This window comes from Acidobacteriota bacterium (assembly GCA_028875575.1).
Taxonomy (GTDB): domain Bacteria; phylum Acidobacteriota; class Terriglobia; order Versatilivoradales; family Versatilivoraceae; genus Versatilivorator.
In genome coordinates this window covers 73,278-86,434 of record JAPPDF010000003.1, presented here as the reverse complement: position 1 = coordinate 86,434, position 13,157 = coordinate 73,278, and the positions used below count along the sequence as shown (strand labels likewise).

Sequence of the window (13,157 nt, the reverse complement as noted above, 5' to 3'; positions counted from 1 at the left end):
GATGAATGAGCAACGGTTCTACTGGGCAATGTCCGCAACTCCTAGAACAAAAGCCCCATCGTCACTGCGTTCATTCGGCTGTCCACCGTCGTTGATCACCGCGTAGGTAATAAAGTCGTTGGCTCCAGCCGTTCGCTTGACGTGGGCGTAACCCTGGGATATTCCGGCCTTCTCCAAGATCATTTCGATCTGGGCCCATTGATTGGCGGAAACTTCCTGGGTGAGTGTTTGCACCATGAGCCCGGTGGCTCCATCATAGAGACCGATTTCATAGGTATTGGCATCGCTGTCCACGCTCGAAGTCGTCAGCAGGCCCAAATTGGTGCGGTCCTCGCTATCCTGCTGCAACCCATACAACCAGGCCCCGGTGCTGAACTCGGTCCCGGCAGGCACCGCCAGGTAGAAAAAACCGTACTGTCCGCCTCCTCCTGGCGTCATGGTTCGGGCTCCCAGAAACAGTCCGTCTCCGTCACCCTCCGTGTCCCCGTCTCCGTCGACCGTGAGCATCAAGGGGCCGGCGTAGGAACCATCACTCGGCAATTGAGCTTCAAATCCGGATTGCCTGATCTGATCGATGAAGTCTCCCAGGATCTGCTGCGAGCCCGCCTCGATGTCCATCGAAAAAGAGAGTTTCCCCCCGTCGATGTCACTGTCGACGAAATCAAGAGTCAGCGTCTTGTCCTCTGTGGACCAATTGGAGACGATCACCTCGCTGTGGAACTCCGCGGTCTCGACGACAACCGGAAGAGTCAATCCGGAACGCCCGGTCATCCAGTCTTCCCGAACGGGAGACACAAAGGAACTATCGGAATTTACCTGATCGTTGATCACCGCATAGGCGTAGTAAGGCGCTTCCCCGGAGATTCTTTCGATTTTCACATAGCCCTGGTCCAGCGTCAGACCTTCCGAATGCAAAATACTGTTGAACTGCTTGAACCCGCCCGGCGGCAGCGCCACCTCCGAGACCAGTTGCGGATCGGAAAGGTTGGCATCCCCCGAAAAGACACTCACACGCAGCGTGATGTTTCCGGAAGCTCCCGCGTGCTGGACGGCCACGTTGGTGCGGTCGGTCTCATTCTGCCGCAGGCCGCAGAGATAGGACGGCCCGGTGAGAGCATCGGTGGCCACCGGCACGGCCATATAGGAAAGCCCGACTCGTCCCTCGGGCACCGGCGAGCTGATTCTGACCGTCACGGCCACATCCGCGGGCGACGAAGTTCCCAGGGCGCGCACCATCACCGTTCCCACTCGATTGCCCGAGGATGCAATCGGCAGCCCCAGGCCTTTCAAATAGTCGATGGCATCGGATTCAATTTGCTGGCCCGGTGGCAATTGAACATCGGAGACCAACCCGGTTACATTGCTGGGCGTAGCGGTATATCGGAAACTCAGGGTGACCGCGGCGTCCGTCTTGTTGGTCAGGGTCATCTCCGAGGTATAGGTTGAGCCGTTGGCTCCCGACCAGGACACCACCACCGGAACGAACAGATCCAGAGAAGGTTCCGATTCCATGACGGTGAAGGTCATCGAGGTGGAGTTCCCGCCGCCGGGCTCCGGATTGAAAACGGTAATGGCGACGTCCCCCGGGGTGGATAGCCGTTGTGGGGAGATGCGAGCCGTGAGTTCGCTGGTGCTCTCAAAGGTGGTGGGCAGATCTTCCCCGTCCCACTGCACCAGCGAGGCACCGTCCACGAACCCGTCGCCGCTTACGGTTATGGTGAGGGTGGAGTCGCGTGACGGGGAGGAATTGGGGGAGATGTTGGAGAGAGCGGGTACCGGCTTGATGACCCAGTGCACAGTCCGGCCCGGTTGCTTTAATTCCGCCCAAAGCGCGCCGGCTACGACCAGGGCCGTCAGGGGAACGACCAGAAAATACAGCCAATTTGAACGGATGACCTTCATGAATAGACTCGCCGAAAAAGCGTAGTTATTAGCCGCATGCTAGCATTTTTTAAGCGCAACCTCCAGGCGAAAAATATATGCTTTGTGGAGCTTGCTTGCGTCATGAAAACCCCCTGTCAACGGCGGATCATTCCGTGAGAGTCATCATCGCAATTTTTGTCCTTGGACTGCTGTTTCACGGCGCCCTCCCGGCATATCCGCGGTCTCCCGATCCTTCGTCCGCGGTGACCAATGCCCGGCCGGGTCATGTCAGACACATCAGTGGAAATCCTGTTGTCCTGGGCGCCGGGCGTCCGCAATCCGAGCCCTTGCAGGCGGGAGGCTGGCTCAAGTCGGGAGAGCGGGTGCGCACACGGACGGGCGACCGCATAGAAATCGTCCTGTCCGCCAACAGTTATCTGCGCCTCGGCGGGAAGGCGCAAGTGGAAGTCCTGAGCGACGACTACCCCGCCATGGATGTCCGGTTGATGCAGGGAGAGGCAGTGGTCGATTCCGAGGGATCCGGTGGGAAACACCATGTCTTTTCTGTTTCCACATCAGTGGGAAACCTGCAGGTGGTTCGTCCCGGCTTCTACCGGATCCGGGTCCACCGAAAACGGCCGGTCGGCGTCACGGTATTCTCAGGGCGCTTGACCTGGCTGGGGCCCAGGGGCCGGCAATCCGAGTTGAGCCAGCGCAGGCACTATTCACTGGATCCCTTGTCGGAGACTCCCTCCTTCAGCCGCATGGACAAATATGAGTGGGCAACCCTGGATTCCTGGGGAATGGAGCGCTCTGCCTTTCTGCTGAACTGCTACTGGGGACGGCGTCCGCTGGTCTCCGTTCCAGAGTTGACCCGGCCGGTACGTGCCAATGCCGGCTATCAGATCAAGTCCGGAGTCGGTTTGCGGACCACCGGCAACAGCCGGGCGGAGTTGCTGTTGAGTCCGGGAACCTACTTGAGACTCGCCGAAAACACCGAGATCGAGGTAATAGGCACAACCTACAGGGGCATGCGCTTCCGGGTTGTCCACGGCACAGTCATCATCGAATCGGCAAGCTTGAACCCCAGGATTCACTCGCTGACCATGTCCACTCCATCGGCCGAGCTTCAAATTGGGACCAGCGGCTTGTACCGGCTCGACGTCCTTCCGGGTGAGGAGTCGGCTGTTTCCGTTTACAAGGGAAGAGTGCTGTGGACAGGAGCGCAGGGGAGGAAGACCCAACTTAAATCCGGCAGGCGCTGGCTCCTCGGGGATTCATCTTCTTCTTCGTTCAAGCCGAGGTCGTCGGGCCTCGACAAGGACCACCGAAAGGACCCTATCAACCGCTGGAGCCAGCTGCGGGCACGGGAACTTGTTCAGGTGAACGCCGGTCTCTCCCTGGCGAGTCGGGATTCCGCCTACCCCGGCTTCGGCTATCAGAACCGAGGGGGTTGGGTTCTCAGTTCCAAGTCACAATGGTTCACCTATGTTCCCTTCGACTCCTCCCCTCGCTCGCCCTATGGATTCCACTACACCAACATCCGTTGGATTCGAGGACGCGACCTGCGGGACCGGATAACGATAGCCGGAAGACGCAGAAACGCATACCTGCACGGCTCCGATAACGCCCAGTCCAAGCCGCCCATGAAAATAACCAATTCGGTACGGTGACCTCACGGAATGAAGCCCACCCCGGAGCGCGGGCGGGACGCCCTCACAACTCTGGCAAAGCCTGAACCATCTCCTCCACCCAGGTCGACCGGCAACGGCGCCAGGACTTTGCTTCGGCCGAGTCCATGCCGTTGCCGCCGACAGGGTGGCCGGCTGCCCCATCGCAGGGAAATTGAGCGGCACGCAACGGAATAGCATGCGGGCGGGACGCCCGCGCTCCCGGGTGGGCGACACCTCCCTTCACTCTTGCTCCTCGAGGGCGAACGCCGGCTTGCCGGGCCCCAGCCCACCCGGACAACCCCTCAATGGGTTTCAGCCAAGAACTCCCTCTTCAGGCCCTTGGCTTCGTCGATCAGGTAGTGCCGGTCAGCGGCCACGTCCTTGAATTCCTGCACCACCCCGCTGGGCCATTTGACCTCCACCCGATCGATGCGGCCGGCGTTCCCCAACCCAAAATGGGCTCTGGGATCGCTGGCAGAGTAGATACCAACAGTTCGTTTAACCTCCCAGACCTGCCGGAGCCGGCCGGTGACTACGGTGATGCGGGTCCCGATACCGTCCCGGTTGCTCCGCACACCTCTGGCGCGGAACATCACCCAATGGTTGGGGCCTGCCCCCTGGTGCCTGTAGAGCCGGGGGACCCCGTTGAGGTTGCCGATGAGGAAGTCCATGTCGCCGTCATTGTCGAAGTCGGCGAAAGCCATCCCCCGTCCCAAGAGTTCCTTCTGGAGATCGCCTCCGGCCATCTCTCTCACGTCCCTGAAGGTCCCGTCCCGCTGGTTGATATAGATGGAGGAGGGCTGGAAATAGGTCTCCGACCATTCAGCGTCCAGGATAAAGGGATAAACGTGCCCGTTGGAATGGAAGATGTCCTTCCAGCCGTCGTGGTCGAGGTCGTAAAACCCGGTGCCCCAACCGACCAGCAGCCACTCCGGCTGAATCAACCCGGCTTGCTGGGTCAGGTCTTCGAACATGAGGCCGCCCCGGTTGCGGTAGAGCGTGCTGTAGTCGTGGGCGAAGTTGGTTACGAAGACGTCCAGCCGTCCGTCGTTGTCATAGTCGGCCGCATCCACTCCCATGCCGCCCTGGAAGTCTCCGGCCGCACTGGTTGCCAGACCGCTCAGCAGTCCCATTTCCTTGAATGTGCCGTTCCCCTGGTTAACGTATAACTGGTTGGGAGTGCTGTCGTTGGCCAGGTAGAGGTCCTGGTCCCCATCGTCGTCCAGATCGGCCCACACCACGCCCAAAGAATAGAAGTGGTTGTTCTCGTCCAATCCGGATTCCGCGGTGACGTCGGCAAAGGTGCCGTTGCCGTTGTTGCGGTAGAGTCGGTTGGACCCGGCCTGGAGACCCAGGGGACCGCAGGGGATGGTGGTGCCGCGATAGTGACAGACCAGCTTGGGATCGGGTGGCCGCAGGTTGTCGAAATCGAAGTGGATGTAGTTGCAGACAAACAGATCCAGGTCCCCGTCCGCGTCGTAGTCGCCGAAGGCCGAGGAGGAGGTCCACCCGGAGCCTGCAACGCCGGCCCGTTCCGTGACATCCTCGAAGGTCCCGTTACCCAAGTTCTTGTAAAGGATGTTGGAGCCCAGGTTGTTGAGGTAGATATCGGCGAAGCCGTCGTTGTCGTAGTCTCCGATGCTGACTCCCATCCCCCATGCCGTGCGCGTCAGTCCCGACTTCCGGGTCACATCCCTGAAGGTGCCGTCTCCCTGGTTTCGATAGAGGGTACCGTGGGGGTTGTCTCCCTTGCGGAACCTCTTCAGGGTGGATCCCTGAACCATGAAAAGGTCCAGCCATCCATCCTTGTCGTAATCAAAGAAACCAGCGCCACCTCCCTTGAGCTCGAACAGATAGCGCTTGTTCCGCTCCGGACCGTTCAGGTGCCGGAAGGTGATGTTGCTGGAGCGGGTAATGTCGACGAATTGGGGAATCGCCTCCGGGAGGGCCGTAACCCGGATCAGGTGCGCCACAAGCAGAATCCCCACCCCGAACCCGATCGAGCCACCGGCCGATCGGTCATGGGTTCCGCGGGAACCGGACCGACAGGACAACCGCACCGACAGTCCAGGCTTCGGGCCCTCAGCCGGCGGCGGCTGAACGGACCCTCGACCAGGCTTCAACCGAAATCCCCCTCTTCGGACCGTCATAGTCGTATCTCCACCCCCATCAGACCTACACCAACAGGTTCCCTATGGGCTCTGAAGCTGTCGCAATAGCTCGAAGCGCCGGGAGAACTCCCGGCGATCCAGCCGGCCGTCGCCGTTGCCATCCAGCCCCTGAAAGAACTCGCCATGCCTTGCAAATCCCTTCACTCGCGTATTGACGAAGTCCTCGAATTCGGCTGGCGTCAACCGGCCATCGGAATCCCTGTCGGCTTCCACGAATTCCTGATCTTCCCTGTCGAACTTCCTGGGGTCGACCGCCCTTCCCCGCTTTTCTCGCTGTCGCAATTGCTCGAACATGGCCATTTGCTTCCGGGCCAGGCCGAGCTGACCGGTTTCCAGGTAGAGCCGAGCCAGCAGGTAGTGCGATTCATAGGAGCTGGGATTGAGCGCGATACTCCTCTGAAGCGCTTCCAGGGCCTCCGCAGGTTTGCCCTGGCGGCGGTAGGCCGCACCCAGATAGTAGTGCAGTTGCCCCTGACCCACGTCTTTTCCCTGAAGCCTTAGCAGTTGCACCACCGCCTCGTCGTCCCGGCCCGTCCTTACCAGCGCCTTGCCCAGGAGAAATCTGGCTGCGTGATGATCGGAATTGTGCGCCAACTCGGTTCTGAAGTGCTCAATGGCCTCGGCGTCCCTGCCCTGCCGAAAATAGACCCGTCCGATGCTGTGGTGAACCGCCGGGTAGCGTGGATCCGCCGCTTCCACGGCCCTGAACTGCTCCATGGCCGCATGGTCCTGGTTTATCTGCATATGGCTGACGCCCAAAAGAAAGCGAGTCTTGACGGAATCGGGTGCGAGCTCGACTCCCTTGGCCAGCCTCGTAACCGCCTCCTCGAAATTCCCGCGCCTGAACAGGAGCACTCCCCACTGGTAGAAAGGCTCCACCCATTGGGGACGCAGTTCGCTGGCCCGCCTCAGGCTCTTTTCAGCATCGCCGTGCTGGCGCAGCTCGGCTAGAACCTTGGCCTGAAGCAGGTGGTAGTCGGCATTACCTTCATCCTGGCTCACGGCTCTCTGCACGGACACCAGCGCCTCCAGGTTACGCCCGGAACGGTAGCTTGCCAACGCATCCTGATAGGAATCCGCCCGCGAGAACAGCGGGAGACCAATCGTCAGCATTAGAAAGACTGGAAGGAGGCGGGTCGTGTTGAACGGGGGTTTCAAAGCTTTCAGCGGCGTCAATCCGAAAGTGTTATTGGAAAAGCTGGCAGGGACGGTGCTTGCGTTACACCAGATTTGGAATGTCCCGAGATCCGTGCAAGACCCGAACGATTTCCAAAGGCGTGGTCTCTGGGCGATAGATGACTGAGTACGCTCCTACGGGCCAGAATAATACCGGTTGATGTGTCAAATCCTCGCGACTATGTCCCATAAACGGATTCCATGCGAGTCGCTCGCAAGCCGTGCGAAGTTGAGTGACCACCCGCCGGGATGCATCAATGCTGTCCCGTGCAATGTAGGCTTGAATTTCTCTGAGGTCTTTCACCGCCGCCGGGGAAAGAAGGTATTGACTCAATCTTCGTGCCGGGTTTGTTCCAGGATACCCAACTCAGCCTCGAGCTCGGAGAATATCAACTCCCCGGCAATTCCCTCCCCGTGATCCAGTTGCTCCAATCCTTCGCCAATTTTCTCGCGTAGCGCACGAATTCGGAGGGCTTTCAACTGTTCCCGCTCCTCCAGCAGCCGCAATGCCTCGCGAATCACCTCACTGGCCGAATGGTAGCGCCCACTCCGCACCTTGGATGCCACAAACGCTTCAAGTTCCGACGTAAGAGACACATTCATTGACCAAGACCTCCACCGGATGGTACAGACATCCATCCTAGCAGGAATAACAAAAATGGTCAAAATTGGTTACTGTAGTGGAGAGGGAGCAAGGGTGCGTTCCCTGTCGATAGACCTGGAAGAAAGGGCCAAAGCTGTGTCTGGTCTTATGCGGGCGGGACGCCCGCGCTCCCGGGGGGCGTCATTCCATAAAGGGCGAGTGATGGCAAAAAAAAGCCCCGTGCGGATTGCACGGGGCTTTTGTAAAGGATCCGGCGCTCGGTCCTGCTAGAAGCCGAGACGCAAGCGGAACACGATGCGGCGCGCTTCCCACCCGCTGGGTTGGAAGAGTCCGAAGTTGGCAGCCGAAATGTTGGTCGAGGAGGGACCCGAGGCGTTGCGGTGGTTCAGGAGGTTGGAGATGTAGGTCTCGAACTTGAAGTAGGGTCCGTTCTCGTACTGGGTCAGGTTGAACCGCTTGAACACGTTGAGCTCGGTGCCCCAGTCACGCGGCGCAATCAGCATCCCGCGGCTGGCGTTGCCGTAGCGGCCAATCCCCGCGGGCGGAATGGCGAAACAGGACTTGTTCCACCCGATGCCCGGCGTTTCGCCGAAGCCGTTGGGATTGCACAACTGGTCCGGCCGGCCGCTGGAGCGACCGGTGTTGGAGGGATCCGACCCGGAGTAGCTGGGAGTGAAGGCCGTTCCCTGGCCGCCCGTAAACTTGAAGGCGGCCGTCCAGTCGCCAATAAGGCTATTGAGGGCACCACCGGCGTCGGTCGCGAATTGCCTCCCCTGGCCCACCGGGAGATCCCAGACCATGGCCAGGTGCCAGCGCTGCCGGCGGATACCGTTCTGGATCCCCTTGTCGCGCTTGCGGTCCAGCGGATCTTCGGCCTCGAAGCCGATGGTGGAGGAAAACAGCCCCGGAATGACGTCGGCCAGGTTCTTCTTCCACTCGAACCAGCTTCGCAGATAGATGCCCCGGCTGAACTGTCGGGTGGCTTCCACTTCCAGGCTGTGGAAGCTTCCGGTCCCTCCCAGGTCATGCCGGTCGACGAAGGAGAAGTTCGGGCCCCAGGGGAACTTGTCGGTCCGCTCGTCGAAGGGAATGGTGCTGGGGGTGGGGGTCTGCAGGTTGCTCCGATAGGGCCAACTGGTGCCCTTGGAGGCCACGTAGGAAATCCGGGTGGCCCAACCGTCGCCCAGGTCGTTCTCCAGGGTCAGGTTCCACTGCTGGTCGTAAGCCCAGGCATCCTTGCGGCTGTTGAGAGGAATCCCCCGCACGCCCTGCTTGGAGACGGCGCCGGTGCCCGCGGGCAGGAAGGGGTCCTTGAACGTCAATTGCGGCACGCCGTCTGTGATCACGTTGGGCCCGAACGTCTCCGATCCGGCGAAGGGGCCGCCCTCGCGGCCTCCCAGCCAGCCGGCCCGCCCGAGGCCACTCGTGCCTGCTCCGGCGATGGCGAAGGGCACGTGGTAGATGCCGTAGCCGGCCCGGATCACGGTCCAGTCGTTGATGCGATAGGCCAGACCGAAGCGCGGAGAAATGTGCGCCGCGGTGAAGTTGACCAGGCTCTGGGGATAGCCGGCCTCGCTGGCTCTCACCACCGGAATCGCGCCTTGCGGCCACACCGGCACCACGTGGTGGAAGGACCGGTCGGGAACCACCACCCGCAGGTTGTCGAAGTCGAAGTTATAGAACAGACCATTGGCGTCCGTGGGCGCGCCGTAGTGCTGGATGCGGGCGCCGTAGGTCATGGTCAGCCGCGGGGTCACCTTCCAGTCGTCCTGGGCGAAGACCCCGAAGTCGAAGCCGCGGGCGTGAACGGGGGCGCGCGAGGTGGCGATTCCCGTCTCGCGGGGGATTCCCAGCAGGAAGTCGGCAATGTCGCTTCCGCTGTAATGGCCGGTGAAGCGATATATACCCCAGGCGTCTGCACTGTTTGCCGACCCGAAGGGCCGCTCCCAGTTGGCCTCCACCCCGAACTTGATGAGATGGGTGCCCTTGTTGACGGAGACGTTGTCCTTCATCACCCAGACCTTGGGATTGCTGCTGTTACCGCCGGCGCCGCAGCGTCCCAGGAAGGGGAAGGTGAGCTCGGTCGCCGAGAAGGAACCCGAGAGGGCGCCCGGCTGGAATCCCCACAGGCCCGTGTAGATCTGGGGGCATCCGGGTCCCTCGGGCGAGGTGCGACCGCCCAGGTCGATGCCGAACTCCCTGATCAGGGTGTTGCCCACGGTGGTGGCGCCCTTCTGGTCGTATCCCTGATCGTTGGTCCCGAAGGTGAACTCGTTGATCACCGTGGGGGAGAACATGTGCGAATCCTGGATGCTCCACATGCGGGTGGCGTTGTCGCCGAACCAGGTCGAAAGCGAAACGGTGGTGCCTTCGTCCAGAACCCGGTTGTAGCCGTAGTGGTTGAAGGAGATGGTGTTGGAGTCGGTGATGGCGTGGTCGAACCGCACGTGCCAGTCCTTCTCCACGTTGCTCCCGAACTGGAACCCATGGGTGTTGTCGACCAATGTGCCCAAGGGGCTTACAGCATTGGGCATGGGAGCGTATCGCAAGGCCGCCTGCGCTACCGGGCTGAGCAGCTCCTGAGGAATGATGTTGTTGGCGAAAGGCTCGCCCGTAAAGGGATTGATGACGGGCTCGCCCTTCAAATGCTGCTGCACCACCTCGGTCAGGTCCCCGCGGCGAATGGCCGCCGTGGGGTAAACGTAGTTCCGGATGGGAGCTTTCTGGTCGCTCCTGTTGGGTTGAACGTAGAAATGGAAGAAGGTCCTGTCCCGGCCGTCGTAGACCTTGGGGATGTAGATGGGTCCGGAGGCCATGTAGTTCCAGCGGACGCCCGGCTTGGCGGGAGGATGCCTGGTCTGGCCCACGGTCAAGGCTCGAAGCCGCGGGTGGTCCAACTGCATCCAGATCTCGCCATGAAACTGGTTGGTGCCGCCTCGGCCCACCCCGTTGATGGTGGTGGCGGTCTTGTATTCGGCCGGGGCGTTCAGCGAGACCTGGTTGATCTCCTGGACCAGTTCCTGAGGCGCCCGGAAGGTGCCGTAGGCATTGGTGGCAACCCCGTCCTGCAGCGCCGTGGTGTTGTTGGCGAAGGCTCCGTGCACCTGGCTGCGGGACTCGGCCCCGGGATTATCGCCCACCTTGTAAATCAGGCTGGCGGCAATCCTGAAGGCCTCCACCTCCTTGTAGGGCAAGGTGTAGGTAATGCTGGACTTGTCCGTCTCGATGACGGCGCCTTCCTCGGAAACCGTGATGGTGTCCTGGATATCGCCCACCTGCAGCACGATGTTGACGCGCCGGGGACGTCCGGCGTAGATGATCACGCCGCTGTTGGTATAGGCCTTGAAGCCGGCCAGCTCGGCCCCGAGCGTGTAGGTCCCGGGCGGCAGGCCGCGCAGCTCGTAGATGCCAACCTCGTTGCTCACGGTCGAGCGGGTGATCCCCGTGGATTCTTCGGTCGCCGTGATCTCGACCTGGGTCACCCTGGCGCCGGTCTCGTCCTCGACGTTCCCGTGGACGCCGGTGTACTCCTGAGCCAGCATGGGCGTCCAGGACAGTGTAAGGGCCAGAACGAAGGCCAATCCAGCCACTGTTAGAAAGCGTTGCATCAGTGGTTACCTCCTCAATTTAACGTTTGCCACCAGTGAAGTCGATTCTGAGAAGCGACTTCGAGAAATCCTGTCTAACCGGCTTTATACCTGCAATCAGATTGCCAAAATCCGGAAGATGAGAAAAATAAACTTAACCCTCTATTATTCAGTGCTTTAGAAGCCAACTCCGCTCGCGCTCATCCAAGCTTGCTGCCGCCATTCTACGAAATATTGAAGTCAGGGGCTCCCGATCCGGCTGTCAATCCGCCGCAGCAATGGAGCTCTTCTTTATTAAGTGCAATGGAATGAATAGATTATGGAGATTGTTCAGCCCTTGGCCCCCACGTCGGCGGGTCAGATACCGAGTTACGGTATCTCGTAGGGCAATGGGGGAATCCGGAAAAACGTCGGGTCGGCCGAACGGGAGGAGTCTGGCTGATTCCCCCGGGCCGGCTACCGCACCACGAATTTGGCCTCCGGGGAGACGGACCGGTTGGCGACGTTGTCGGTGACCTGGACCACCAGGCTGTATTGACCGGGTTCCAGTTCGTCCAGGGCCACCAGCTTCTGCAGGGTCATCTGCTGGGCCGCTCCGGCCAGCTTGTCGTTGGACTCGAGGGCTCTGCCGATTTCCCTTCCGCTCTTCTTGAGCACGTATTCGATGGTGGCCGAGGGCTTTTGGGTCTGCTCGTCCCTGGCCAGGTTGTACACCTGAAAATAGACTCCCATGGGCCGGTCCCTGCCGAAAGACTCCTCGACGCTGGGCAGCACCTTGGAGCTTCCGATCACGAACTGGCCGGAACCCACCTGCTTTCTGGGCAGACGCTCCAGTTGGTCGGCCAGGATGATGCTGCTGGTGGCCAGCTCGTCCTGGGGAAACTTCGGCACCCGGATGCTGTGATAGACGGTCCCCAGGTTGCCGCTGTTGAGGTCCTTGAGCACCAGTTCCAGCTTGTAGAGGCCCGAACGCAGGGGGATGCGGGTCTGGTAGAGGGAACGCTTCTCCAGGGTGCTCTTGAACAGGGCGTCGGGCGCGATCTGCCGGACAACCTCCTCGAAGACCTGAACCGACCGGCCGGTGATGGTGGTGATCCTGCCGAAGACGTTCACCTCGGCCTTCTTGACGCCCTCCACATCCTTGAAGGTCATGTCGCTGTTCTTCATGACCACCGTGATGGGCGTCAGGATGGTGTCCTCCGTGATCTTGATGAAGTCGGTCCGGTAATCGAAGGGAAAGGTGTTGTAGGTGAGCTTGGTGTCCACCACCGTTTCCAGGTCCTTGAATCGGATTTTGGGAGCCCGGTAGAGAGCCGCCGCCTGTCTCAGCTGGAGCATCTGGCTCATTCGGAAGTCCGAATAGAACAGCCCCGACGGAAAACGGGTATGGCGGCTGATGTCGTCGCCCCGCCCCATTCTCTGGTCCTCGGTCAGATCGGCCACCGGAGTATTCTTGAGGGCATCCTTCTCGAAGGGATCGATCGCCATGCGGTACTCACCGGTAAAGGTGCGATCCACGAACTCGATAATGACTTCCTGTCCCAGATCCATCCCGTCCAGGTAGCGGTATCGCCAGGTGATGAAGGGATGGGTGCTGGTCTTCCCTCCCCCTTCCCAGTGGGGGCGGTAGTAAGTGCCTCCCCCGTGGTGGGTCTCGATCTGATCCGGGGGACCGTACATGATGTAAATGCGCCCGCGATCGGTCTTCCAGCCCATCTTGCCTGAAGTGAAACGCTCATTGGCGTAGGCGATGCGCCGGTAGTGCTCGTCCCGGAACTCGTTGACAATGGTGTCCGGATTGGGATCCCGTCTCAGCCAGAACTGCTCGATGAACTGGTAGCGCTCATCGTCGTTGCTCAAATTGTCGAACGCATCTCTCTCTTCCGGCGTGATGATGAAGGAGACATCCTGCTTGAGCCATTTCTTGAGGAACTTGTCCTGAGTTTCACGGCGCAGCGACCGCTCCCGCTGCCTGTCCTTCTTCTTCTGAGCCTCCATCACCGCCAGCGGTGACAGCAGCACTCCACAAACAAGCCAGCAAGTCCATTTCGCCAGTTTCATGACACACCCGCACGCTTCCGAT

The 13,157-nt window shown here is 60.5% G+C and carries 7 protein-coding genes; 1 reads left to right on the top strand and 6 read right to left on the bottom strand.

Annotated features, from left to right (window positions below):
- Window positions 1-18: 18 nt before the first annotated feature.
- The gene (locus tag OXI69_00935; protein ID MDE2664694.1) at window positions 19-1,902 is read right to left on the bottom strand and encodes an IPT/TIG domain-containing protein; all 1,884 of its coding nucleotides are present in this window, start codon (window positions 1,900-1,902) and stop codon (window positions 19-21) included.
- Between the two features lie 134 nt (window positions 1,903-2,036).
- On the opposite strand from OXI69_00935, the gene OXI69_00930 reads away from it, so the two are divergent.
- On the top strand, window positions 2,037-3,536 hold the full coding sequence (locus OXI69_00930) for a FecR family protein (GenBank protein MDE2664693.1): 1,500 nt from the start codon (window positions 2,037-2,039) through the stop codon (window positions 3,534-3,536).
- 302 nt (window positions 3,537-3,838) lie between these two features.
- On the opposite strand, the gene OXI69_00925 is transcribed toward OXI69_00930, so the two are convergent.
- The 5 genes from OXI69_00925 to OXI69_00905 all read right to left on the bottom strand — a co-directional run bounded on the left by OXI69_00925 (window position 3,839) and on the right by OXI69_00905 (window position 13,135).
- Window positions 3,839-5,509 (bottom strand): CRTAC1 family protein, encoded by a 1,671-nt coding sequence (locus OXI69_00925; GenBank protein MDE2664692.1) that lies wholly within the window; start codon window positions 5,507-5,509, stop codon window positions 3,839-3,841.
- Window positions 5,510-5,728: 219 nt separating this feature from the next.
- Window positions 5,729-6,820, bottom strand: a complete 1,092-nt coding sequence (locus OXI69_00920; GenBank protein MDE2664691.1) for a tetratricopeptide repeat protein — start codon at window positions 6,818-6,820, stop codon at window positions 5,729-5,731.
- A gap of 393 nt (window positions 6,821-7,213) precedes the next feature.
- Entirely contained in the window at window positions 7,214-7,486 is a 273-nt protein-coding gene (locus tag OXI69_00915) for a type II toxin-antitoxin system ParD family antitoxin (GenBank protein MDE2664690.1), read from the bottom strand.
- Window positions 7,487-7,753: 267 nt separating this feature from the next.
- Window positions 7,754-11,095, bottom strand: coding sequence for a TonB-dependent receptor (locus OXI69_00910; GenBank protein ID MDE2664689.1), 3,342 nt, complete (start codon window positions 11,093-11,095; stop codon window positions 7,754-7,756).
- A gap of 435 nt (window positions 11,096-11,530) precedes the next feature.
- A complete protein-coding gene (locus OXI69_00905; protein MDE2664688.1) occupies window positions 11,531-13,135 on the bottom strand; it encodes a GWxTD domain-containing protein in 1,605 nt (534 codons plus the stop codon).
- Window positions 13,136-13,157: the final 22 nt, after the last annotated feature.

What these genes read in the sequence shown, in the direction of transcription:
- OXI69_00920 (MDE2664691.1), bottom strand. Translation starts at nt 6,820, where the DNA reads ATGCTGACGATTGGTCTCCCGCTGTTCTCGCGGGCGGATTCCTATCAG.
- OXI69_00915 (MDE2664690.1), bottom strand. Translation starts at nt 7,486, where the DNA reads ATGAATGTGTCTCTTACGTCGGAACTTGAAGCGTTTGTGGCATCCAAG.
- OXI69_00905 (MDE2664688.1), bottom strand. Translation starts at nt 13,135, where the DNA reads ATGAAACTGGCGAAATGGACTTGCTGGCTTGTTTGTGGAGTGCTGCTG.
- OXI69_00935 (MDE2664694.1), bottom strand. Translation starts at nt 1,902, where the DNA reads ATGAAGGTCATCCGTTCAAATTGGCTGTATTTTCTGGTCGTTCCCCTG.
- OXI69_00910 (MDE2664689.1), bottom strand. Translation starts at nt 11,095, where the DNA reads ATGCAACGCTTTCTAACAGTGGCTGGATTGGCCTTCGTTCTGGCCCTT.